Origin of the sequence: Micromonospora sp. H33 (assembly GCF_052068455.1) — a bacterium.
Classification (GTDB): Bacteria; Actinomycetota; Actinomycetes; order Mycobacteriales; family Micromonosporaceae; genus Micromonospora.
The window spans coordinates 35,895-55,838 of record NZ_JBQHDE010000011.1; the positions used below are offsets into that span (position 1 = coordinate 35,895).

Consider the following 19,944-nt stretch of genomic DNA (forward strand, 5'->3'; position numbering starts at 1 on the left):
AGCTAGGTGGGGACGGCCACCGCCTCGCGGAGCAGGCGGCGGGCGAGTGTCACCCGGTCGGCGTCGTCGTCCAGGCCGGGCAGGTCGCCGACGCGGGTGACCTCGCCGGCCAGCAGTGCCCGAAGGGCCGGCTCGCAGGTCCCGGGGAGGGTGATCGTGCGGTCGAAGACCCGCAGCGCGACCTTGTCCCCGACCGCGCTGAGCTGCCAGCGCAGGCCGGGACGGGGGGTGACACGGCTGTCCGGGCCCAGCGCGGCGAGCGCGGCGGCCTGGGCGAGGGGGCGGATCGGGGCGGGCCGGGCGGCCGGCCAGGCCCGCTGCCGCAGCCGGCCGGCCACCGCCGCCGGGTCGGCCCGCAGCAGCCAGTCCCGCAGCGCCTCGACGGTCTCGGTCAGCTCCGGTTCGATCGCGTCCGGATCGGACACGTCGGTCCCGAACGGCAGGGTGGCCCGCATCCGCTGGTCCTCGGCGGCGAGGGCGAGCAGCTCCTCGACCAGCGCGTACCGGGTCAACGCGCGGACGCCGACGGTCAGGTGCAGCGAGCTGGACTCCTGCGCCTGCGCGCTGTGCAGCCAGCCCCGCGGCAGGTAGAGCGCGTCGCCGGGGGCGAGCACCACGTCGAGCGCGGGGGCGCCGTCGGCGGTGGCGGAGACCTCGTCGGCCCGGCCGCCCCACGGCTGCTTCTCCAGCGGATCGGGCAGCACCGGCGGGTGGATCCGCCAGTGCTTGCGGCCGTCGACCTGGAGCACGAACACGTCGTGCGTGTCGTAGTGGGTGGCGAAGCCCTGGCTGCCGGCGGGCGTCAGGTAGGCGTTGACCTGTAACGGCTGCCCCACGGCGAGGCCGAGGTCGCCGGCGAAGTCGATCAGGGCGGGCCAGGTGCGGTGCAGACCCTGGAGCACCAGGGTGGCGCCGCCGGCGTACAGGTCGAGGACCTTCTCGTCGAGGACCTGGTCGCCGATCTCGGCGCCCGCGCCGCCGCCGCCGGTGTAGCGCGCCGCCGGCACCAGCGCGCCGTCCTTGGCGACCCGCAGGAAGGGGCTACGCAGACCGCGCCGGCTGAGCAGCTCGTCGGCGTCGGCGGGGCTGAGCAGGTCGGTGAAGCCGTGCGGGTTGGGCAGTTCGTCGGCGCGGGACAGCAGCGGGCTGCGTCCCCAGTGGGCGGCGGCGAACTTCGCCGGCTCGACCGAGACGCAGCGGGCCAGTGCCCGGCACTTCTGCCCGGGCCCTGGCGCGGCGGTGGACGGAACCGCCGGGCGGCCGTGGCCGCCCGGCGGGTCGAGGTGCGCCATGTCGTGCTGCTCAGGAGGCGCTGCCGTCGGCGCCGCCGTCCTGCTGGCCCGGGGTGGCACCACCGTCGGCCGGACCCTCCGCGCCACCGTCGGCGCCGCCGTCCTGCTGGCCCGGGGTCGCGCCGCCGTCGGCCGGACCCTCGGCGCCCCGGTCGGCGCCCCGCTCGGCACCGCGGTCGGCGCCACCGTCGGCGCCACCGTCCTGGTGACCCGGGGTCGCACCGCCGTCGGCCGGGCCCTCGAGGCCGCCACCGCCGGTGGTCGTCATGTCGTCGTCGTTGAGTGCCATGGGTGCTCCCTCGGATGTGCCGCCCCGCCGTACGCGCCGGGGATCGTCGTGCAGCGGGTGGTACCCCACGCCCGATCTCCTCTAACCACACCGTAGACGTCCGGAGTGTCCGGCACGGGCGGTTCGCACCCGGGGCTCGTTCCCGGCGGACAGCGGGCGACCGGCGACGGTGACAGGATGGGACGGACCGGACGAGGAGCTGCCGATGACCGACCTGACCGACGTCCCGGCGCTGGAACCGCTCGACGAGCAGTGGCAGCGGGCGCTGGCGATCGTGGCCCACCCGGACGACCTGGAGTTCGGGGCGGCGGCCGCCGTCGCCCGCTGGACCGGCCAGGGCAAGCGGATCACCTACTGCCTGGTGACCAGCGGCGAGGCCGGCATCGACGGGATGCCGCCGGAACACGCCCGGGTGGTCCGCGAGGCCGAGCAGCGGGAGTCCGCCGCCCTGGTCGGGGTCGACACGGTCGAGTTCCTCGGGCTGCCCGACGGGATCCTGGAGTACGGGGTGCCGCTGCGCCGGGAGCTGGCGGGCGTGGTCCGCAGGCACCGCCCAGAGATCGTGCTCACCACGAACTTCCGGGACACCTGGGACGGCGCGTACGCGCTGAACCAGGCCGACCACATCGCGACCGGCCGGGCGGTGCTGGACGCCGTTCGGGACGCCGGCAACCGCTGGGTCTTCCCGGAGCAGCTGGTCGACGGGGTGCAGCCGTGGAACGGCGTACGGCAGGTGTGGGCCGCCGCGTCGCCCCTCGCCGCGCACGGGGTGGACGTGACCGACACGTTCGAGAAGGGGGTCGCGTCGCTGCGGGCGCACGACGCGTACCTGACGGGGCTGGGCGACGGCAGCTTCGACGCCGAGGAGTTCCTGGAGGGACTGAGCCGACCGGTGGGCACCCGCCTCGGCGTCCGCTACGGCGCAGCGTTCGAGGTGTTCCGCTTCGACCTCTGGTAGGGGCGGCGATGATCCTGGTCGGCACCTCGGGCTGGCAGTACCGCGACTGGCGGGGCCGGTTCTACCCGGACAGGCTGCCGCAGCGGCTGTGGCTGGAGCACTTCGCCGCGCGGTTCGCCACCGTGGAGGTGAACAACGCCTTCTACCGGCTACCGGAGCGGGACACCTTCGCCGCCTGGCGGGCCCGGACGCCGGACGACTTCTGCGTGACGGTGAAGATGAGCCGCTACCTCACCCACATCAAGCGACTGCGGGACCCGGCCGAGCCGGTCGCCCGGTTCCTGGGCCGGGCCACCGCGCTCGGCGACCGGCTAGGGCCGGTGCTGCTGCAACTGCCGCCCAACCTGCCCGCCGACCCGGACACGCTGGACGCCACGCTGCGCCGGTTCCCCGCCGACGTGCGGGTCGCCGTCGAGCCACGCCACCCGTCGTGGTGGACGCCACCACCCGGGCGGTGCTGGAACGGCGGCGGGCGGCGCTGGTGTGGGCCGACCGGCTGGGCCGGCCGGTGGCGCCGCGCTGGCGCACCACCGACTTCGGCTACCTGCGGCTGCACGAGGGGCGGGCCCGGCCGCACCCCCGCTACGGGCGCGCAGCCCTCGCCTCCTAGATGCGGCGGCTCGCCGAGACCTTCGGAGACGACGAAGCCCTGTACGTCTACTTCAACAACGATCCCGGTGGCGCGGCGGTGGTCGACGCGGTCGCCTTCGCCGCACTGGCCGCGCGGGCGGGCCGACGGGTGAGTCGCGTTCCCTCGGCGGCGGAGGCCGGTGCCCGGGACGTCGGGGTCTGACCTGGGAGAAAATGACGCGGAACGGCTCGCTCCACCCGGTGGAGCGAGCCGTCGGACGCACCCGTCAGGGAAGCGTCCGGACCAGGTCCTTGGGCATGTTGTCCTTCACGTCATCCCACTGTCCCTGGGTCGTCACGTGATTGCGCAAGGCGTTCAACACCACCTGCACCAGGTTCTGGGTGCTGCCCTTGATGTCGTACGTGAATTGTCGCCGGACCTCCACGAGGAAGTCGTCCCGGTTCAGCTTGACCGGCACGTCCATCGGGCGCCAACCGTCGAAGTAGATCCCCCGCAGCACCACCGGCAACTGCGCGGCGAACTCCACGCTCTCCTGCACCGGCATCCGGTCGCGCAGCAGGTGCAGCACCGTACGCAGCGCGCAGTAGGACTGGTGGCGTTGTGACTTCGGCCAGCCGTAGGCCTCTTCGATGTCCTTGAGGATCAGGTTGGTCTTCTGCATCGAGGCGTCAACCGCCGATTGCAGCTGCTCAGGCATCTCTCCACCCCCGTACATCGGTTTCCCACCGTCGGTCGTCGTCCCGCCGCGGCGGCCCCACCGGGCCGCGCCACTGCCGGACCGGGCTGACCCGGCCGCTACGCGGCGGACGCCGGGTGTCCCCGGTCCCACCGACCACGTGCAGCACGGCCCCACGTCGCCGGTCCGCCACCACCCGTGTGGTCATGACGCCACCTCCGTGTCGGATGCGCGGTCGCCCATGCCGACGACCACGAGGCACCCCCCATGCTGCCGACGGAGGGGGTGAGGCCGGATCACCCGGTGAGGATGAGAACCGTCACACGTCGAGGAGCTTCGCGAGCGTGGCGGCGTTGGTCTGCGCATAATCCCGATAGCAGTTGTTCATGAGGACGTGCGTCTGCCCGGTCTGGTCGGCCAGCTCGCGCAGCTTCGGCGCCCAGTCCTTCAACTCCCGGTCGGAGTAGCGGTAGCCGAACTTCTCGTGGATGTCCGTGCTGGTCCACTTGTCGCTGTGCCCGTGGAAGCGCACCACCGCGAGGTCCGCGGTGGCGGCGAGCACCGGGGGCACCGACGAGCGGTGCCCCTGCGGCATGTCCACGCACACGAACGGCAGCCGGTGCTGGCGCAGGAAGGCGAGGGTCTCGTCGGCGTTGGCCCCGTCGAACCAGGAGGCGTGCCGGAACTCGAAGACCGGCCGCAGCGGCGCGCAGCGCGCCGCCACCTCCCGCAAGTACTGCTTGTTGTCCCGCTTGATGGTGAACCAGGACGGGAACTGGAAGAGCAGCGCGCCGAGCTTGCCCGCCTCGACCAGCGGGTCCAGCGCGCTGAGGAAGCGGGTCCAGACCTCCTCGTACGCCTGCGGCGTGAGGTCGTCCGGGTAGACGTTCCGCTTCTCCGTCTCCGGCCGCAGGTCCTTGTAGAGCGAGCTGACCTTGGTCGGGTGGCCGGTGAGCAGGCTGAACGCCTTGACGTTGAAGGTGAAACCGGCCGGGGTGCGCTCGGCCCACAGCCGGGCGGTGCGCTCGGCGGGCGGCGAGTAGTAGGTGGCGTCCACCTCGACCAGCGGGAACTGCCGGGCGTAGTACGCCAGGCGCTTCTCGGGTGTGTCCGCGGTCTGCGGATACCACCCCGAGTCGAGCAGCGTACGGTCGGTCCAGGAGGCGGTGCCCACCTTGATGTCGCCCATGGGTGGAGTCCACCGCGCCCCGGACCGACCGGCAACCGGTAAGGCCTCTTTCACAATGGCTTTGTGAAACCGGCCCTGATGGTCAGGCCGTCCGGCGCTCCCGGGTCTGCTTGCAGGTCACGCAGGTCGTGGCCGACGGAAAGATCTCCAGCCGCTCCACCGGGATCGGCGCCGAGCAGCCCTCGCAGAAGCCGTACGTGCCCTCGTCCAGCCGGGTCAGGGCGTGCTCGTACTGGGCCCGACGGTCGAGAATGGTCCGCAGCAGGGACTGCGCGGTGTCCCGCTCCGCGGTCTTGGTGCCGCTGTCGGCCTGGTCGTCGCCGGCGGTGTCACCCACCTCCACCAGGCGCAGGACCTGGCTCTGCACGACAGCCTGCTCGTACTCCGCCGTGAGCTCGTCGTAGCGGGCCCGCAGGGACTGCCGGATCTGGTCGGCCTCCGCCTGGGATCGGCCCGTGCCGACCGTGTCGTGGACGAGCATCGCTGCCTGCCTTTCTGAGAACCGCACGGTCCACCGGGGCCACCGGCCCCGGTCGTGGTCGTCGCTGCGCGGGTGGATCACCCGTGCTCTGTGAGCCGGGCGAATACCCCGCGGTCCCGTAGATCAAACCGGCGACTTTCCGCCGGATCGCCGGGCCTGTTCGCGAGGTTCCGCGGCCGCCGCCGGCCGGGCGGTCGGGTACCGCTCAGACCGGCCCCGGGTCCGCTTCGACCAGTGCCGGGTGGCGGGGGTCGTCGACCCGGACGACCACGTCGGCGAACGTCGCCGGAGCGACCTCGTCGGTGTAGCGGGCGAACGCCGGCAGCGTCCACCGCTGCTCCGGGTCGGTGCGCCGGTCCAGGCCGGCCGGGGAGAGCGCCAGGTGCACGGTGACGTCGAACGGCAGGCCGCCACCGAGCAGCAGCGCCCCGCTGACGAGGACGACCCCCTGCTCGGGAAGGTCGACGTACGCGGCGCGGCTGGCGCGGTCGGCGGTGGCGTCCCACAGCGAGGGCAGCACCCGTCCCGAGCCGTCCGGGCCGGCCGGGTCGAGCACCTCACGGCGCAGCCCGGCCTCGTCGACCCAGCCCTCGTAGTACGCGTCCGGGTTGGTGCGACCCTGTTCGAGCCGCACCGACGCCGGGCGGAGGAAGGCCTCCGCTCGCACGTGCAGCACCGGACGGCCCCGGGCCCGCAGCGGGTCGACCAGGGCGCCGGCCAGGGCGTCGGGGTCGGCCGCGGGCGGACCGTCGACGGCCACCCGCAACCGGCCGGCGACCGTGGTGCCGGCGAGCCGGTCGGCCAGCTCGGTGACGAGACGCTCGGGAGAGATCGGACGGACGCGCACGCCGACCATCGTGCCCGGTCGGGCCGCCGGAGCACCGGTCGGGCAACTCCTGTGCCCCCGACCGTCGCTCAGCCACTGCGGTCGATGGTGACCCGGGCGTCGTCGGCGAGCCGGTAGCCGACGCCGTAGACGGTGGTGACCAGCGGGACGTCCACCCCGACCTTGCCGCGCAGCCGGCGGACGTGCACGTCCACCGTGCGCACCCCGGCGTGCTCGTAGCCCCAGACGGCGTTGAGCAGCTGGAGGCGCGTGAAGACCCGGCGCGGGTGGGCGACCAGGTGCAGCAGCAGATCGAACTCCAGGCGGGTCAGCGACAGCGGCTCACCGTCGCGCAGCACCGACCGGGACGAGGCGAGGATGTGCAGTGTGGGGATGGTCGGGGCGAGCTGGCGGCCCGGGGAGCGACCGGCGGGGACCGGCTCGGCCCGGCGCTCCGCCCCGCCGGAACCGGCGGCGGTGATGGTGCCCTCGCCCCGCTCCAGGAGCTCGCGAGCGGCCTCCAGCAGCCGGCGTGCCGGCGGTGTGAGCGCCTCCTCGTTGGCCAGCGGGATCGACAGGGTCACCGTGAGCACCGGCGCGGCGTTGTTGGCGGGACGGCGCTGTCCACCCGGGGGTCGACCGGGAACAGCGGGCTGGGACGTATGCCATCCGGCGCGCGACGATGCAGGGCTGACCGACATGGTCCTCCTTGGCTGGTCCGGGTATCTCCCCACGGCCCGGGACGCCGCTTCATCGATGCTTCCCGGCGCCCGAGCGGGGGTCAAGGGGCGGCTGCGTTGCATGAATGTGACAATTGACGAACGCATCGGAGCCGGATGCTCGCTCTGCGTACGAGGTCTGATGATTACAGCAGAGTCGCCGAGTTGACCCGATACGGGGGGTGCCCGCCCGGTTCACATTCGCCGGACACGCGCACGGAACGTGGTTGACGAGCGTGATTCATGCCGAGGTGGCGCACCTGGGTGCGCTCCCATGTGGACGCTCTGCGTACCGGAGGTGTGACAACCGCTACGGGCCGAGGCACCCCCGGTCGGCGCGCCTCGGCCCGGTTAGGTTTCCGAACGGTTCAGTAGCTGTGGGCGACGAGGACGTGGGCCTCGTCGGCGAGGCGGTACCCCACGCCGTGGACCGTGGTCACGATCGCCGTGTCGAGCTTCGCGCGCAGCCGGCGCACGTGGACGTCCACGGTCCGGACCACGGCGTGTTCGTAGCCCCAGACGGCCGCCAGCAGTTGCAGCCGGGTGAAGACCGTACGCGGCCGCTCGGCCAGGAACAGCAGCAGGTCGTACTCTATCCGGGTCAGGGGCACGACCCGGCCGCGGTGCCGGACCACCCGGCTGCCGGCGAGGATGGTCACCGCGTCGGGGTGGGCCTCCGCCCGCCGTGGCTCCGCGACGGGCGCTGGCACCCGCCCCTCGCCCGACTCGAGCCGCCCCTCGCCCGACTCGGCGAGTTCGCCGAGCAGATCCAGCAGTCGCACGACCCGGGGACTCAGCGGGCCGGCGGCGAGGTCGACGGTGACGGTGACGGTGGCCCGCGAGCGGGACCGGGGTGGACCGGTGCCGTCGGGACGGGCGGCCGGCGGGGTGCGGACGGGGAGTGCGACGACGGACATGATTCCTCCTGCGATGACGGGTGCCGCCACGATCGGTGGAGCGTGGCGTCAGCGCCGCGCCCGGCCGGCGGTCACCGGGGGTGCGACGGGGTGGGTGCGGAGCAACGAGGTGGGGCCGAGGGCGGGCAGGCCGGCGATCCGCCAGGCGGCGAAGCCGCCCACCACGTCGGTGGCGCGGTGGAGCCCGAGATCCTGCAGAGCGGCGGCGGCCAGCGACGAGGTGTAGCCCTCCTGGCAGAGGACGACGACCGGCAGGTCGTACGAGTCGGCCCGCGGCAGCCGGGCCGGGCACCGCGGGTCGAACCGCCACTCGAGCACGTTGCGCTCGACGGCGATCGCCCCGGGCACGGTGCCGTGCGCGGCCCGCTGGGCGGCCGGCCGGATGTCGACCAGCAGCGCACCCTGCCGGTGGGCCACATGCGCCTCCTCCGGATCCAGCCGTCGCAGCCGGGCCCGGGCGTCGGCCAGGATCTCGTCGATCCCCCGGGATCCGGGCGGTGGGGGCGGACATGCGGCGGAGGAGTGGGTGTGCGGCATCTCAATCCTTCCGGGTCTGGAGTAGATCACCACGCGACCCCGGCCTCGGCCACCTCGGCGACGCGCAGGCGGCCGTCGGCGAGCAGGTAGCGGGTCATGCGGCGCAGGGCGGGCCGGTAGACGTGGACGCTGACCGCCGGCTCGGGGTCGCGGTTGGTCACCTGGTGAACGTGGCGGGGGCCGAAGCGGCGCGCGGTGCCGGCGGGAAGGCGGTGCGGGCGCAGCCGGCCCCCGGCCACCGTCTCCTCGGTCAGCGCCCCGGCGACGACCACGAACGCGCCGGAGCAGCCGCCATGGTCGTGCAGGTCGGTGCCCTGCCCGGGGAGCCAGCTCAGCCCCCACACCTCGTGGTCGTCGTCCCCGGCGAGCCGGGCGTACCACCGCTCGTCGGCGTCGAAGCGCAGCGGCACCGGCCAGGAGTCGAGGTCGGCGGCCCAGCGCCGGGCGACGGCGGACAGGTCGGTCAGGCGTGTGCTCATCACGGTTCCCCACGTATCGGGCGGCAGGTCCGGGGCCGAGCTTAGCCTGTAAATCCTATCGGTTTAGTAGGTAGTTCCGAAGTCTGGGACAGCGCTCCGGCCCGCGCACGGCGGCGCGCCACACCGGCCTGGGCTGACCGCCTCGCCGTAGCCTCACGAGCGCGGCCGGCGGAGCCCCGCAGCGGCCGGCCGTCGTGGTCGGCGGGAACGAGCGGCCGGCGCCGCCCGGGACTAGCCTGAGCCGGTGACTGAGGAACTGGACGCCGAGACCTTGGCGTTCGCGCACCGGATGTTCGACCTGGCGCGCGAGGGCGCCACCGACGAACTCACCGGGTACGTCGACGCGGGGCTGCCGGTCGACCTGACCAACGACAAGGGCGACATGCTGCTGATCCTGGCCGCGTACCACGCCCACCCGGACACCGTCGCCGCACTGCTGCGCCGAGGCGCGGACCACTTCCACACCAACGACCGGGGGCAGACCGCGCTCGCCGCGGCGGCGTTCCGCCGGAGCACGGGCACGGTCCGGGCGCTGCTCGACGCCGGCGCCGACCCCGACCACGGCAGTCCATCGGCGGTGGAAACCGCCCGCTTCTTCGACCTGCCCGACATGCTCGCCCTGCTCGGCGCGCGCCCGGCCGGCTGACGTTCCGCGGCGGGGTCACCCGTCGGGCCGGCACGTGCCCGGCTCGCCCGGTATACAGGGGCGGTGGAGGATCCACTGCCCGAACAGATGCGCGCCGCCGGCACGGCGCTGCTCGCCGCCCTGGACGGGCCCACCCGGGCCGGCGCGGCGTACCGGTTCGACGACGTCGCGGCGCGGCGCTGGCTGGAGTACCGGCCGCGACCCCGTCCCGGTGTGTGTCTCGCCGACCTCGACCGCACCGCCCGCAAGGCCGCCCACCGGCTGCTGGCGACCGCGTTGAGCCCGCCGGCGTACGCGCAGGCGATGGCGATCATCGCGCTGGAGGAGGTGCTCGACCGGGCCGAGGGGTGGCGGCGCGGCCGGCACAGCGACGACTACTGGGTGGCCGTCTTCGGCGACCCGGCCCGCGACGACGCGTGGGCGTGGCGGGTCGAGGGACACCACCTGTCGGTCAGCATGACCGTGGTGGACGACCAGGTCTCCCCCGCGCCCGTCTTCTTCGGCGCGAATCCGGCCGCCGTGCGGTGGGCCGGCCGCCCGGTGTCGCGCCCGCTCGGGCCGGAGGAGGACCTCGCCCGGGCGCTCCTCGACGCGATCGGCCCCGCCGGCCGGGCCGCGGCGATCGTCGCCGACGAGGCGCCGGCCGACATCGTCAGCGCCACCCGGCCCCGGGTCGACGCCCCGGTCGAGCCGCTCGGCGTGCCGGCCGACCGGCTCGGACCCACCGGCCGGGCCCTGCTGGACCAGCTCGTCGCCCTCTACCTGGACCGGCTCCCGCCGGAGCTGGCGAACCGGGAGGCGCTCCGCCTCGCCGGGTCACCGCTGCACTTCGCCTGGGCCGGGCCCACCCGTCCGGGGCAGCGCCACTACTACCGGGTGCAGGGCGACGACCTGCTGATCGAGTACGACAACACCACCGACGACGGCAACCACGCCCACACCGTGCTCCGCCGCCCGGCGAGCGACTTCGGCGAGGACGTCCTGGCTGCCCACCACGACGAGGCCCACTGACTCCCGTCAGGCCGGCCGGCTCGCCTCGATGAGGAAGCGGCGGGCGTGGGCCACGAACCGACCCTCGGCCTCGATCCGCCGGTGCAGCCGGGCCAGCGCGGGCCGGTGCCGCTCGACGTCGAACCCGGGCACGATCCAGACCACCTTGCGCAGGAACCAGACCACCGCGGCGACGTCGTGGAACACCGTCCGCAGGGTGGCCTCCCGCAGATCCACCACGGTCAGGCCGGCGGCGGTCGCGGCGGCCACCGCCTGCTCCGGGTGACGGTCCGCGGCAGGAGGCAGCGGGCCGAGGAACGCCTCGCTCAGCTCGCCTACGCTGCCGGGCCCCACCTGCTGGGACAGGAACGTCCCGCCGGGCCGCAGCACCCGGGCGGTCTCCGCCCAGTCGGTCCGGACCGGATGCCGGCTCACCACCAGGTCGAAGGAGGCGTCCGCGAACGGCAGCGGCGTGTCCGGCGTCACCGCCACCACGGTGGCGCCGACCCGGCGCAGCGTCCGGGCGGCGACCGGCACGTTCGGCGGCCACCCCTCGGTGGCGACCAGCAGGCGCGGCGGCGACGGGACCTCCGCCAGCACCTCTCCCCCGCCGGTGTCCACGTCCAGCGCGGCGTCCGCGACCGCCATCCGGGCGGCGACGAGGCGGGCGTATCCCCAGGGTGGCCGCTCCTCCGTCGCCCGTCCGGCGAGCCAGTCGAACGCCCAGCCGTCCACCGGAGCCGCCGCCCCCTCCGCGATCAGCTCGTCGAACCGTCCGTCCGTCGCCATCCGGGCAGCCTGCCCGGCCCGACCCGGGCCCGGCAACGGGAATTCACGGGCGCGGGCGGGCGATCTCCACGGTCTGGCCGGCGACGCCGGTCAGGGCGTCGAAGGTCGTGGCCTCGCGACGGCCGGCGTCGAACCGGCGCATCAGGCGGGCCCCCAGGGCGACGCCGTACCCGCCCACGGCGAGGGCGACCATCTCGGTGAGGAGCAGTACGACACCGGCGCCCCGCTGCGGGGCGTCCGCCCGGATCAGGCAGGCGATCAGGAACAGGCCGGCCATCGCGGCGTTGACCAGGTTGAACGTCACGGCCGTCCGCCGTGTCCCCCCGCCCGGCACGTCCCACAGATCGATCATGCCGGCGACGGTGGCCAGCGCGGCGGCGACGAGCGCGGCCACGGCCGTCGAGTACCCCACCTCGCCGAGGAACGCCGGTCCGCCGATCACGTCGGTCAGGTCGAACACCGCCGCGCTCACGAAGAGCCCGAACGGGAACGTCACCAGCATCGGTTGGATCGGGTGGCCCTGCACCCGCAGCCGGCTCTGCATCGCTTCTCCCCAGGTCGCGTCACCAGTCAAGGGTGCTACCCGGGCGCACACGGGGCGAAACGACGCGGTCAGCCGTCCCGGGGCCGGGAGACGGTGCTCACCAGTCGCTCGGCGACCTCGCGCAGCGGGATGGCGAGCGAGGTGGCGGCACTGCGCAACACCTCCAGGGCCTCCTCGGCCCGGCAGCCGCGCTGGGTCATGATGACGCCCACCGCCTGGCCGACCACCCCGTCGCCGAGCAGGGTGGCGTCGAGCCGGCCGGCCTCGGCGGCCGCTCGGGCCCGGTCCCGTACGGCGGCGAGCAGCAGCCCGGCGTGCTCGGCGAGCAGCATGGCGGTGAGCTGGTGCCGGGGGGTGAGCGCGCCGGTGGCGCCGGCGTAGAGGTTGAGCGAGCCGATCACCTGCTCGTCCACGTCGACCGGGGCGGAGATCACCCCGCGTACCCCGAACTCGCGGGCCCGCGGCGTCCAGTCCGGCCAGCGCGACTCGCGTCCCAGGCGCTCGGCGACCACCATCTCCCGCCGCCGGATCGCCTCCATGGCCGGCGAGTCCGGGCCGTGCCGCAGGTCGTCCAGACCGGCGAACCTCCCGTCGGACGCCGCCCCGCCGGCCGGCTCCCCGGCCCGCAGGGCGGTGAACCCGCACCAGCTGACTCCGGCCACCGCGTCGCGGGCGATCCGCACCAGGGCGGCCAACGCCTCGTCGAAGTCGTCGACGCCGATCAGCCCGGCGGTCAGCTCCCGCAGCAGGGCCGCGGTCTCCAGTACGCCGAGCGTCTCCGCGACCGGCTCCCGCATCTCCAGGTTCACCGGTCTCCCGCCCCCGCCGCGTCCGCGCGCGACACCGCGCGCCCCACCGGGGCCGCTTCCTGTTTCATTTTCTGATCTCTCCCGACTCTCCGGACCCGGGCTACTACCCGCGCAAACAGGGGTCGAAACGGCGCAAAAGGGGGCCCTTCCGGTGCCAGACGGTACCGGAAGGCCCCCGTAGCGTCAGCGGGAGGCGGAGCTGAGCCGGCGGCCCACCGAAGCGATGAGCCGGTCGAGCTCCGAGCCGAACGGGTTGTCGTGGACCAGGTACGTCCACGTGGCGCTCGGCCGGACCAGCTTGGCCTCGTCGGGCTCCCAGGTCTCGTCGAACTCGGTCTCGGTGAAGGTCTCGATGGTGCGCCGTTCGATCTCCGGGACCAGGTTGTTGAACGCGGGCACGGCGGCGCGGTGGAACTCGTCGAGCGGGTCCAGCCGGCCCAGCGCCCGCAGGTGCACGCCCTCGCGGACCTCGGACAGCTCGGCGAGGTGCTCGGCCCAGAGCCGGTCGAGGTGGAAGAGGGCGATCGACCGGGCGACCCGGGCGAGCAGGTCCTCGTCCATCTCGCCGGCCTTGTCCGGCATCTTGTCCAGCAGCATCAGCGCGGCGACGTCGGTGGTCAGCAGTCGCTCGCGGCGCTCGGCGAGGGCCTTGCGCTGCTGCTCGATCACCACGCTGTAGCGCCACGTGTTGCGGTGGATCTCGTGGTTGACACCCTCGGCGACCCGCTGGGCGTGCTCGACGGCGTAGTCGACCTGCGGGTCGGTGACCAGGCCGTCGGCGTTCATCCGGGGCGACGCCGGCACGATGTCGCCGGCGTGCCGGACGACCAGGTCGTCCTCCAGGCTGACGAAGAAGACCGACCCGCCCGGGTCGCCCTGCCGACCGGCCCGACCGCGCAGCTGGTCGTCGACGCGGCGGCTGTCGTGCCGGCCGCTGCCGATCACGTACAGGCCGCCGAGCTCGGCGACCCGGTCCCGGTCGGCCTGGTCGCTGCCGCCGAGGCGGATGTCGACACCCCGGCCGGCCATCTGGGTGGAGACGGTCACCGCGCCGTACGCGCCGGCCTCGGCGATGATCGCCGCCTCCTCGTCGTCGTTCTTGGCGTTGAGGACGACACACGGCACGCCGGCGGCGTTCAGGCCGGCGGCCAGCCCCTCGGACTCCTTGACGTCGAGGGTGCCGACCAGCACCGGCCGCCCGCGCTCGTGGTTGCGCCGGATCTCGTCGATCAGCGCCTCCTCCTTCTCGGCGCGGGTCGCGTAGATCCGGTCCGTCTCGTCCTCGCGGATGCACGGCGTGTTCGGCGGGATCACCGCCACCTCGAGGCCGAAGAACTCCCGGAGCTGGTCACCGACCAGCACGGCGGTGGCGGTCATGCCGCAGACCGTCGGGTAGAGGCCGATGTACGCCTGGACGGCGATCGTGCCGAGCACCTCGCCCTCGGCGGTGGCGTCGAGGCCCTCCTTGGCCTCCACGGCCGCCTGGAGGCCGTCGGGCCAGCGGCGCCGCTGGGCGACCCGGCCGCGCATCTCGTCGATCAGCTCGACCGTGCCCTCGCGGACGATGTAGTCCACGTCGCGGTGCAGCAGGGCGTGGGCGTGCAGCGCCACGTTGACCGCCGAGAGCTGGGCGACGTTCTCCTCGTCGTACAGGTCGATGCCGAGCTTGGCCTCGACGGCGGCGAGGCCGGCGGCGGTGAAGGCGACGCTGCGGCCGTCCTCGGCGACGGTGTAGTGCTTGCCCTTGCGCAGGCCGCGCACCAGCGCGGCGGCGGTGTGCACCGGGTCCTGCTCGCCGGGGACCCCACCGGCGAGCACCATCGGCACCCGCGCCTCGTCGATGAGGATCGAGTCGGCCTCGTCGACGATCGCGGTGCGCAGCGCGGGCTGCACCCGGTCGTCGATGTCGGTGACGAGCTGGTCGCGCAGGTAGTCGAAGCCGGCCTCGCTGACCGAGACGTACGTGACGTCGCAGGCGTACGCGTCGCGCCGCTCCTGCGGCGTGGACGCCTCGTTGACCCAGCCGACGGTGAGGCCGAGCAGGGTGTAGACGGGCTCCATCCACTGGGCGTCGCGGCGGGCCAGGTAGTCGTTGACGGTGAGCACGTGGACCGGGCCGTTGCCCACGCGGACGTGCCCGTACGCGGCGATCACGGCGGTCAGGGTCTTGCCCTCACCGGTCGCCATCTCGGCGACCTTGCCGGACAGCAGCGCCATCGCGCCGAGCAGCTGCACGTCGTACGGCCGCTGGTCGAGCCCCCGGCGGGCGGCCTCCCGGCCGATCGCGCAGATCTCCGCGTAGCCCTCGGCCTTGCCGGCGGCCTCGGTCAGCTCGGCGTCGTCGAGCGCCCGCAGCTCCTCCTCGCGCGCCTCGATGGCGGGCAGCAGCTTCTCCAGCGGGCCCAGGTCGACCGTCGTCCCGGGGCGCTGGAGGAACCGGCGGAACCTGGTCTTCAACCGTTGCGACACACCCATGAGCGGCAACGGTACGCGACCGTACCGATCTCCCGCGTCCCGCCCGCCCGCGCCCCGAACCCCCCGATCCCCGCGATCTTGCACTTCCTGCCCCGACAAATGCCGCATTCTTCCCAAAGCGAGGGCCGAAAGTGCAAGATCGCGGGACGGGGGCGGGGGGACCCGGTCAGCAGGCGAACACGACCTGCAACTCCTGGCGGCGGCGCTCGGCGAGGTCGAGGAGCAGTGCCGGCGCCTCCTCGAACGGCACCACCGCCGAGACCAGGTGCTTGCGGATCTCCTCGCCATACGCGCGGAGCAGGTCGATCGTCTCGGCGCTCAGCCGCTCCCGGTCCCAGGTTGGGGGGAGCCCCCGGGGCACCCGGCCGATCTGGGCGCAGCGCAGCGACAGCCCGTTGTGGTGGAACTCCTCGCCGAGCCGGACCGCGTCGGCGCCGGCCTGGTAGAACGCCAGGTCGATGACCGTGCCCTGCGGGCGCAGCAGGCGCAGCGCCAACTGCAACGCCCAGGCCTGGCCGCGGCACTGGAACACCACGTCGGCGCCCCGGTCCCCGGCGGTGTGCGCCCACCGGGTCTTCAGCACCACCGCCGGGTCGTCCGCCTCGGGGTCGAGGGTCTCCAGCCCCAGTGCCTCGGCGACCGCCCGGCGCTGCGGCGTCGGGTCGAGCACCACCACCGACCCGGCGCCGTGCCGCTTGGCGAACAGGGCCGTGAGCAGCGCCACCACGCCGCTGCCGACCACCGCGACACGCCGGCCGCGCACCCCGTCGGCGAGCGAGCGCACGTCGGTGCCGTGCAGGTCGGCGGCGGCGTGCAGAATGCCGTTGGCGCAGATCGGCCCCATGTGCGCGACGTACACGCCGAGCAGCGGGTCGAGGTCGTCGGGCAGCGGGACGAACCGCTCCTTGACCGGGTCGGCGACGTAACCGGTGCGGTGCCCGTACGTCATGGCGCCCACCGTGCCCACGGCGATGGCCGGGGTGGCGCTCTCCACCACCCGCCCGACCTGCATGTAGCCGAGCCGGGTCACCGGGTACGGAGTGCTCGCGTCCCCGGGCTGGAACAGGCCGAGGTCGGCGTTCCAGGTGACGTTCAGGTACGGGTTGGTGCCCTTGACGAAGCTCAGCTCGGTGCCGGCGGATACACCGCTGTAGAGCGTCTCCACCCGGAAGGTGCCCTCCGCCAGGGGGGCGCGGTCCTGCTCGACCAGCTCCACCTGCCCGGGGGCGGTGACGGCCACGATCCGGTCACGCATCGACGGTCACCCCCGTCGCGAAGGTCGGCGCGGTGGCCGGGGCGGTCAGGTGCACGGTCCGGCCGGCGCGCGCGGAGTCGGCCACCGCGACCGCGAGCCGCTGGGTGCCGAGCGCCTCGGCGTACGGCACGCGCACGTCGTCACCGACGCCCCGCACGGCGTCGACGAACGCCCGGTCCACGGCCACCCGGGCGGCGTCCGGGTCGGCGGCGAACGACCGCTCACCGTCCGCGTCGCGGACCACCAGACCGTCCTCGGTCAGCGCCAGGGCGAGCCCGTCGGCGAGGATCTCCAGGCCGGCCCGGTGCTTCCAGCCGAGCACGCAGGCGGCGGTGAGGGTGCCGACGGCGCCGGAGGCGAACCGCAGCGCGGCGGTGGTCACCGAGTCGATGTCGGCGCCGTCGACCGGCGGCGGCGTCCCGTTCCCATACGCGGTCACCTCGGTGACCTCGCCGACCAGGACGCGGATCAGGTCCAGCACGTGCGCGGCCTGCTCGACCACCGGCCCGCCGGAGTGGTCGCGCCGCGACCACCACGCCACCGGGGGCACCTTGTCCAGCCAGGACCCGGCGACCATCCGCACCGGACGGTCGGCCAGCAGGTCGCGGGCTTGCTCGACGGTCGGCAGGTACCGCCAGTGGTGCCCGACGCCGGTGAGCAGACCCCGCGCGGCGACGAGGGCGGCGATCCGCTCGGCGGTGCCGAGGTCCACCGCGACCGGCTTCTCCACGAACATCGGCACGCCGGCCGTGATCACCGCCTCCTCCGCCGGTCCGTGGGCGAACGGCGGGACGCAGACGTACACCGCGTCCGGGCCGGCGGCCAGCAGGTCCTCGACGCCGGCGAAGGTCGGGACGCCGTACGTGCCGGCCAGCGCGGCGGCGGCCTCGGGCACCACGTCGGTCACGCCGAGCAGCTCGGCGTCGTCGAACCCGCTCAACACCCGGGCGTGGCGCTGGGCCACCCCGCCGGCCCCGATCATTCCCACCCGGCACGTGCGCATCTCATCACGCCTCTCCATGACGTTTCAGTGTTCCGCGCCAGCTCTCCCCCCGTGTGGTCGCAATCAAACGTTCATCCACCCGGAACGCGCCGTCACGAATTTTGTGATCACCCTGTTAGGCATGATCCGGTTAGCGCGAGCAAGGTAGTGGGAAAACCAGGGTCTGGTTCTTCCGCCACGATCAGGGGGTGCCTGTGCGGAATACGGAAACGATCGTCTCACCGGTTGTGGAGGCCTGGGCCACCTACCGGACGACGTCGGCCGCCGACTGGCCGGCGCGGCGCCTGCTGCGCGCCAAGGGGGACAGCCGGGTCAGCGTGGTGCTGCCCGCCCGCAACGAGGAGGCCACCGTCGGCGCGATCGTGTCGACGATCCGGGAGCACCTGATGGACCGGGTGGCCCTGGTCGACGAGCTGATCGTGGTCGACTCCCGGTCCACCGACCGGACGGCCCAGGTTGCCCGGGCCGCCGGTGCCGAGGTCGTCAGCCAGGACGCGATGACCCGCGGTCTGCCGCGGCTCACCGGCAAGGGCGACGCGCTGTGGGCCGGGCTGGCCGCCGCCGAGGGTGACGTGGTCGCGTTCGTCGACGCCGACCTGCGGGAGTTCCGTCCGCACTTCGTGACCGGGCTGATCGGCCCGCTGCTCACCGACCCGTCCGTCGATTTCGTCAAGGGCTTCTACCACCGCCCCCTGGTCGGTACGACCGGCGTGGAGCCCGACGGTGGGGGCCGGGTCACCGAGCTGATGGCCCGCCCGCTGCTGAACCTGTTCTGGCCGGAGCTGGCCGGGTTCGTGCAGCCTCTCGCCGGCGAGTACGCCGGGCGCCGTGACGTGCTGGAGCGGGTGCCGTTCGTCTCCGGGTACGGGGTCGAGACGGCCATGCTCATCGACCTGCTCGACCTGGTGGGCCTGGACGCGCTCGCCCAGGTCGACCTCGGTGAACGCAAGCACCGGCACCAGGACACGGCGGCCCTGGGCCGGATGTCCGCGCAGATCATGCTCACCGCCTGGTCCCGGCTCCAGCGCCGCGGCTGGGCGGCCCCCGGCGCGTTCCCCGCGGAGCTGCTCACCCAGTTCCGGCGCGGCGGGTCGGAGGCCCTGCCGAACCTGGACCGGGAGATCGTGGTCACCGACGTCTCCATCGAGGAACGTCCGCCCCTGGCCGAGCTGCGGCACCGGGTCCCCCGGCGCCGGATGGCCGCGGCGTGAGGGCCCAGGCGCACCGCCCGGTCGGTGGTGAAGCGCGGGGCACCCACAACCCCGCCGAGGGAAGGGACCGCGCACGATGAGCCTCACCGTCCTGATGAACGCCGGCCCCTGGCTGTCCGTGCCCCCGCCCGGCTACGGCGGCATCGAGAACATCATCGCGACCCTGGTGCCGGAGCTGCGGCGGCTCGGTGTCCGGGTCGTGCTCGCCTCGGTCGGCACCAGCACCCTCCCGGTCGACGAGATGTTCTCCGTCTTCCCGGACGGGCAGTTCCACGCGCTGCAACGTCCGTACAACCAGGTCTGCGGGATCTCGCAGGCGCACCTCAACGGCGTCGTACGCGAGCTGCACAGCCGCGACGACATCGACGTCGTGCACGACCACGTGGAGGCGGTCGGGCTGGCCACGCTCACCGCGATGGGGCCGGACGCCCCACCGGCGCTGCACACCCTCCACTGGGACCTGGCCAAGCATCCCGAGCTGTACGGCAACCTCGACGGCGGGGACCGGGTCCGGGTCAACGGGGTGTCCGCCTCGCAGCTGGCCCGGGCGCCGCACGCGTTGCAGCAGCACTCGGTCGGGCACGTGCACCTGTCCACTCCGCTCGCGGTCGACGCGGACCGCCGCCCTGCCGCGCCGAAGGGCGACTACGCGGTCATCCTGGGCCGGATCAACCCGGGCAAGGGGCAGGACCTGGGCGTCCGGGTGGCGCAGCGGGTGGGTGTCCCGCTGGTGCTCGCCGGGCCGGTCGGGCCGTACCACCGGCCGGAGGACCTGGCCGCGGCCGGCGAGGAGGCCCGACAGAACCCGGACGTGCGGTTCTTCCTCGAGAAGGTGGCCCCGCACGTCGACGGCGACCTGGTCCGCTGGGTCGGGACGGTGGCGGGGCAGGAGCGCGACGACCTGGTGGCCGGCGCCCGTGCCGCGCTCTTCCCGCTGCGCTGGGAGGAGCCGGGGGGTACGGCGGTGGTCGAGTCCCTCGCCCTCGGCACGCCGGTGGTGTCGACCGCCCGGGGCTGCCTGCCCGAGCTGATCGACCACGGCCGCACCGGGCTGCTCACCACGGACGAGGAGGAGCTGGGGGACCTGCTTCTCGCGGCGAGCCTGCTCGACGAGGGCGAGTGCCGCCGGGAGGCCGCCGCCCGGTTCACGCCGGCGGTGATGGCGCAGCGGTACGTGGCCCTGTACGAGCACGTCCGCCAGCTCGCCACCGCGCCCCGACTGCAGCTCGCCTGACCCGTCACATCCGGCCGTCCCCGCGTTCGGGGG

Annotated in this window: 22 protein-coding genes; 6 read left to right on the plus strand and 16 right to left on the minus strand. The window is 74.0% G+C overall.

The window, feature by feature from the left end; genetic code table 11:
- Positions 1 to 2 precede the first annotated feature (2 nt).
- Together ACTMS0_RS21785 and ACTMS0_RS21790 are read right to left on the minus strand one after the other, a co-directional pair.
- Positions 3 to 1,292 carry a cupin domain-containing protein gene (locus tag ACTMS0_RS21785; RefSeq protein ID WP_441157096.1) on the minus strand — a complete coding sequence of 430 codons (1,290 nt, stop codon included), beginning with the start codon at positions 1,290 to 1,292 and terminating at the stop codon, positions 3 to 5.
- A 10-nt stretch (positions 1,293 to 1,302) separates the two neighbouring features.
- Entirely contained in the window at positions 1,303 to 1,581 is a 279-nt protein-coding gene (locus ACTMS0_RS21790; RefSeq protein WP_441157097.1) for a hypothetical protein, read from the minus strand.
- Positions 1,582 to 1,786: 205 nt separating this feature from the next.
- Between ACTMS0_RS21790 and ACTMS0_RS21795 the strand changes: the two genes are divergently transcribed.
- Positions 1,787 to 2,539 (plus strand): PIG-L deacetylase family protein, encoded by a 753-nt coding sequence (locus ACTMS0_RS21795; RefSeq protein ID WP_441157098.1) that lies wholly within the window; start codon positions 1,787 to 1,789, stop codon positions 2,537 to 2,539.
- A gap of 8 nt (positions 2,540 to 2,547) precedes the next feature.
- Entirely contained in the window at positions 2,548 to 3,282 is a 735-nt protein-coding gene (locus tag ACTMS0_RS21800; RefSeq protein ID WP_441157099.1) for a DUF72 domain-containing protein, read from the plus strand.
- Between the two features lie 114 nt (positions 3,283 to 3,396).
- Here ACTMS0_RS21800 and ACTMS0_RS21805 read toward each other — a convergent pair whose 3' ends face one another.
- From ACTMS0_RS21805 to ACTMS0_RS21840, 8 genes are all read right to left on the minus strand, one after another.
- Positions 3,397 to 3,828 carry a DUF2267 domain-containing protein gene (locus tag ACTMS0_RS21805; RefSeq protein ID WP_441157100.1) on the minus strand — a complete coding sequence of 144 codons (432 nt, stop codon included), beginning with the start codon at positions 3,826 to 3,828 and terminating at the stop codon, positions 3,397 to 3,399.
- A gap of 298 nt (positions 3,829 to 4,126) precedes the next feature.
- The gene (locus tag ACTMS0_RS21810; protein ID WP_441157101.1) at positions 4,127 to 4,996 is read right to left on the minus strand and encodes a DUF72 domain-containing protein; all 870 of its coding nucleotides are present in this window, start codon (positions 4,994 to 4,996) and stop codon (positions 4,127 to 4,129) included.
- A gap of 82 nt (positions 4,997 to 5,078) precedes the next feature.
- Positions 5,079 to 5,477, minus strand: a complete 399-nt coding sequence (locus tag ACTMS0_RS21815; RefSeq protein ID WP_441157102.1) for a TraR/DksA family transcriptional regulator — start codon at positions 5,475 to 5,477, stop codon at positions 5,079 to 5,081.
- 205 nt (positions 5,478 to 5,682) lie between these two features.
- Positions 5,683 to 6,324: a uridine kinase gene (locus ACTMS0_RS21820; protein WP_441157103.1), complete on the minus strand. Its 642-nt coding sequence runs from the start codon at positions 6,322 to 6,324 to the stop codon at positions 5,683 to 5,685.
- Between the two features lie 68 nt (positions 6,325 to 6,392).
- On the minus strand, positions 6,393 to 7,004 hold the full coding sequence (locus ACTMS0_RS21825; protein WP_441157104.1) for a winged helix-turn-helix domain-containing protein: 612 nt from the start codon (positions 7,002 to 7,004) through the stop codon (positions 6,393 to 6,395).
- A 386-nt stretch (positions 7,005 to 7,390) separates the two neighbouring features.
- Positions 7,391 to 7,939 (minus strand): winged helix-turn-helix domain-containing protein, encoded by a 549-nt coding sequence (locus tag ACTMS0_RS21830; RefSeq protein WP_441157105.1) that lies wholly within the window; start codon positions 7,937 to 7,939, stop codon positions 7,391 to 7,393.
- A 48-nt stretch (positions 7,940 to 7,987) separates the two neighbouring features.
- Positions 7,988 to 8,476, minus strand: a complete 489-nt coding sequence (locus ACTMS0_RS21835; RefSeq protein ID WP_441157106.1) for a rhodanese-like domain-containing protein — start codon at positions 8,474 to 8,476, stop codon at positions 7,988 to 7,990.
- 26 nt (positions 8,477 to 8,502) lie between these two features.
- Positions 8,503 to 8,955, minus strand: a complete 453-nt coding sequence (locus tag ACTMS0_RS21840) for a cysteine dioxygenase (RefSeq protein ID WP_441157107.1) — start codon at positions 8,953 to 8,955, stop codon at positions 8,503 to 8,505.
- 244 nt (positions 8,956 to 9,199) lie between these two features.
- Here ACTMS0_RS21840 and ACTMS0_RS21845 point away from each other — a divergent pair, with 244 nt between their 5' ends.
- Positions 9,200 to 9,601 carry an ankyrin repeat domain-containing protein gene (locus tag ACTMS0_RS21845; protein WP_441157108.1) on the plus strand — a complete coding sequence of 134 codons (402 nt, stop codon included), beginning with the start codon at positions 9,200 to 9,202 and terminating at the stop codon, positions 9,599 to 9,601.
- Positions 9,602 to 9,664: 63 nt separating this feature from the next.
- Entirely contained in the window at positions 9,665 to 10,612 is a 948-nt protein-coding gene (locus ACTMS0_RS21850) for a DUF3500 domain-containing protein (RefSeq protein WP_441157109.1), read from the plus strand.
- A 6-nt stretch (positions 10,613 to 10,618) separates the two neighbouring features.
- Here ACTMS0_RS21850 and ACTMS0_RS21855 read toward each other — a convergent pair whose 3' ends face one another.
- From ACTMS0_RS21855 to ACTMS0_RS21880, 6 genes are all read right to left on the minus strand, one after another.
- Positions 10,619 to 11,380, minus strand: coding sequence for a class I SAM-dependent methyltransferase (locus tag ACTMS0_RS21855; protein ID WP_441157110.1), 762 nt, complete (start codon positions 11,378 to 11,380; stop codon positions 10,619 to 10,621).
- A gap of 43 nt (positions 11,381 to 11,423) precedes the next feature.
- Positions 11,424 to 11,924, minus strand: a complete 501-nt coding sequence (locus ACTMS0_RS21860) for a DUF2231 domain-containing protein (protein WP_441157111.1) — start codon at positions 11,922 to 11,924, stop codon at positions 11,424 to 11,426.
- A gap of 68 nt (positions 11,925 to 11,992) precedes the next feature.
- Positions 11,993 to 12,733: a GAF and ANTAR domain-containing protein gene (locus ACTMS0_RS21865; RefSeq protein ID WP_441157112.1), complete on the minus strand. Its 741-nt coding sequence runs from the start codon at positions 12,731 to 12,733 to the stop codon at positions 11,993 to 11,995.
- A gap of 183 nt (positions 12,734 to 12,916) precedes the next feature.
- Positions 12,917 to 15,208 (minus strand): accessory Sec system translocase SecA2, encoded by a 2,292-nt coding sequence (gene secA2, locus ACTMS0_RS21870; protein ID WP_441157113.1) that lies wholly within the window; start codon positions 15,206 to 15,208, stop codon positions 12,917 to 12,919.
- A 166-nt stretch (positions 15,209 to 15,374) separates the two neighbouring features.
- Positions 15,375 to 16,463, minus strand: coding sequence for a zinc-binding dehydrogenase (locus ACTMS0_RS21875; RefSeq protein WP_441157114.1), 1,089 nt, complete (start codon positions 16,461 to 16,463; stop codon positions 15,375 to 15,377).
- Entirely contained in the window at positions 16,456 to 17,466 is a 1,011-nt protein-coding gene (locus tag ACTMS0_RS21880) for a Gfo/Idh/MocA family protein (RefSeq protein ID WP_441157231.1), read from the minus strand. The genes ACTMS0_RS21875 and ACTMS0_RS21880 overlap by 8 nt, the downstream gene beginning before the upstream one ends.
- A gap of 227 nt (positions 17,467 to 17,693) precedes the next feature.
- Between ACTMS0_RS21880 and ACTMS0_RS21885 the strand changes: the two genes are divergently transcribed.
- Both ACTMS0_RS21885 and ACTMS0_RS21890 read left to right on the plus strand, forming a co-directional pair.
- Positions 17,694 to 18,677, plus strand: a complete 984-nt coding sequence (locus ACTMS0_RS21885; RefSeq protein WP_441157232.1) for a glucosyl-3-phosphoglycerate synthase — start codon at positions 17,694 to 17,696, stop codon at positions 18,675 to 18,677.
- A 76-nt stretch (positions 18,678 to 18,753) separates the two neighbouring features.
- Positions 18,754 to 19,911, plus strand: a complete 1,158-nt coding sequence (locus ACTMS0_RS21890) for a glycosyltransferase (protein ID WP_441157115.1) — start codon at positions 18,754 to 18,756, stop codon at positions 19,909 to 19,911.
- The last annotated feature ends 33 nt before the right edge of the window (positions 19,912 to 19,944 follow it).

What these genes read in the sequence shown, in the direction of transcription:
- ACTMS0_RS21785 (WP_441157096.1), bottom strand. Translation starts at nt 1,292, where the DNA reads ATGGCGCACCTCGACCCGCCGGGCGGCCACGGCCGCCCGGCGGTTCCG.
- ACTMS0_RS21790 (WP_441157097.1), bottom strand. Translation starts at nt 1,581, where the DNA reads ATGGCACTCAACGACGACGACATGACGACCACCGGCGGTGGCGGCCTC.
- ACTMS0_RS21795 (WP_441157098.1), top strand. Translation starts at nt 1,787, where the DNA reads ATGACCGACCTGACCGACGTCCCGGCGCTGGAACCGCTCGACGAGCAG.
- ACTMS0_RS21800 (WP_441157099.1), top strand. Translation starts at nt 2,548, where the DNA reads ATGATCCTGGTCGGCACCTCGGGCTGGCAGTACCGCGACTGGCGGGGC.
- ACTMS0_RS21805 (WP_441157100.1), bottom strand. Translation starts at nt 3,828, where the DNA reads ATGCCTGAGCAGCTGCAATCGGCGGTTGACGCCTCGATGCAGAAGACC.
- ACTMS0_RS21810 (WP_441157101.1), bottom strand. Translation starts at nt 4,996, where the DNA reads ATGGGCGACATCAAGGTGGGCACCGCCTCCTGGACCGACCGTACGCTG.
- ACTMS0_RS21815 (WP_441157102.1), bottom strand. Translation starts at nt 5,477, where the DNA reads ATGCTCGTCCACGACACGGTCGGCACGGGCCGATCCCAGGCGGAGGCC.
- ACTMS0_RS21825 (WP_441157104.1), bottom strand. Translation starts at nt 7,004, where the DNA reads ATGTCGGTCAGCCCTGCATCGTCGCGCGCCGGATGGCATACGTCCCAG.
- ACTMS0_RS21830 (WP_441157105.1), bottom strand. Translation starts at nt 7,939, where the DNA reads ATGTCCGTCGTCGCACTCCCCGTCCGCACCCCGCCGGCCGCCCGTCCC.
- ACTMS0_RS21835 (WP_441157106.1), bottom strand. Translation starts at nt 8,476, where the DNA reads ATGCCGCACACCCACTCCTCCGCCGCATGTCCGCCCCCACCGCCCGGA.
- ACTMS0_RS21840 (WP_441157107.1), bottom strand. Translation starts at nt 8,955, where the DNA reads ATGAGCACACGCCTGACCGACCTGTCCGCCGTCGCCCGGCGCTGGGCC.
- ACTMS0_RS21855 (WP_441157110.1), bottom strand. Translation starts at nt 11,380, where the DNA reads ATGGCGACGGACGGACGGTTCGACGAGCTGATCGCGGAGGGGGCGGCG.
- ACTMS0_RS21860 (WP_441157111.1), bottom strand. Translation starts at nt 11,924, where the DNA reads ATGCAGAGCCGGCTGCGGGTGCAGGGCCACCCGATCCAACCGATGCTG.
- secA2 (WP_441157113.1), bottom strand. Translation starts at nt 15,208, where the DNA reads ATGGGTGTGTCGCAACGGTTGAAGACCAGGTTCCGCCGGTTCCTCCAG.
- ACTMS0_RS21875 (WP_441157114.1), bottom strand. Translation starts at nt 16,463, where the DNA reads ATGCGTGACCGGATCGTGGCCGTCACCGCCCCCGGGCAGGTGGAGCTG.
- ACTMS0_RS21880 (WP_441157231.1), bottom strand. Translation starts at nt 17,466, where the DNA reads ATGCGCACGTGCCGGGTGGGAATGATCGGGGCCGGCGGGGTGGCCCAG.
- ACTMS0_RS21890 (WP_441157115.1), top strand. Translation starts at nt 18,754, where the DNA reads ATGAGCCTCACCGTCCTGATGAACGCCGGCCCCTGGCTGTCCGTGCCC.